The sequence below is a fragment of the Candidatus Hodgkinia cicadicola genome (assembly GCF_002774925.1).
Genome location: NZ_NXGO01000110.1, coordinates 1 through 1,496, shown reverse-complemented (window position 1 = coordinate 1,496; position 1,496 = coordinate 1). Strand labels below are relative to the sequence as shown.

1 protein-coding gene and 1 pseudogene are annotated in these 1,496 nt (G+C 29.2%); both read right to left on the bottom strand.

The window, feature by feature from the left end; all coding sequences use genetic code 4:
• Positions 1 to 1,073: 1,073 nt before the first annotated feature.
• Positions 1,074 to 1,214 (bottom strand): annotated as a pseudogene (locus tag MAGTDC_RS03530) (Hsp70 family protein); the annotation flags it as partial.
• An 87-nt stretch (positions 1,215 to 1,301) separates the two neighbouring features.
• Positions 1,302 to 1,496 (bottom strand): hypothetical protein (locus MAGTDC_RS05720; protein WP_278046984.1); only part of this gene is annotated, 195 nt, incomplete at its 5' end.

Here is a 1,496-nt window from a genome sequence, read left to right as displayed (position 1 = left end):
ATAACTGTACTATGAATGACTTATGTTTATGCAAAATACTAGTACTAAGTGCTATATTTCTATATGGATATGATGGCTGCTGGAGCTTCACATTTGGTTGTAAAAATACCATGTTCTTAACCAACTTTGTGAAATTCAGACGAATGGATATAGATACAAATAAATGTTTCATTCAAAAAAATAGATGGGCATGTTTCCTGTAATATCTACTGTCATCTGCATGCCTGTAGACAATAAAACCACACTGTTTTATATGCTGTCCACTGACACATTGACTGTACATCTTAAATTACATTTGGAAGTATATGTATGTGATTTCCATACACATATATATTTCTGAAATATTCGTATCGCTTTCATAAACTAAAATATCAGAATTATGATGGGAAAGTCAGCACAATATATAATCATATATTATAGGGATTAATATAGGGAAGGGGATTCAGAAGGAAACTGGAAATCAACTACAAAATCTTACAAAAATTTCTTATGAAAAAAAAAATGAATTGAAAAATGATCTACTACCATCTTGCCAATAAAGGAATGTTCACAGCTTCCCAAAGACTGAAATCTATTTGAGAAATTTTATCAACAACGATATAAAATGAATGAGCCACGGGAGAGGTCTTTTTCTGAAAATGCAAATTATAGAAAAAAGTATAGAGAAATGTTACACAAAGACAGTGTGAACAGTACTGAGGACTGTTTAGGATAGAACAAAATCACTCATTTTTCCTATGGGTAGACTGATTATCAATAAAGCTAGATTTTTTAAACAATTTCCCTGTATATATTAATTGAATCACTATTCCTTATAACTAATTGGTCAGAATTGTTCTGGTAGTTAGGAATTTTTATATATTGAAAAGAATATAAAAAAATGTATTCTTTGAGTACTCAGTCTAGCTTTTAAGTACTGAGAACGATTTGTTAAGAAAGTTAGTTTTTAATGATGTAATTAACAACTTTCATCCATATAATGTAGAAGGAAGTTAATTTAAATATATTTAACTGGACTGGATGGGGACATAACTTCAAGCAATTGACACAACAAGAGATCAGTAATTGTTACATACTTGCAGAATGCCATTAGCATCAATCTCAAATGTCACTTCTATCTGTGGAACACCTCTAGGTGCAGGTGGGATACCAGTAAGATCGAATTTACCCAGCAAGTGGTTATCTTTGGTCATTGGCCTCTCTCCTTCATAAACCTAAACAAAATCATATTCAATAAGAATATTTTATAAATATTAGATAAATTAATAAGAAAAATATGTATAAAAAAATTTTAACATTAGTTATGTATCTTTCAAATATCTGAAATGTTTACAAGTAATTATATTATCATATTTACAAAATTTATATGTTTTTATTGTATAGTTTCCATCATGATGAAATACAAACATACCGTATACAACTACTCTGTAAGTTTTCAAACATGAACTCTCTACCATTGCATTCAAATAATAGTGAATTAAATATCTGCTGTGATC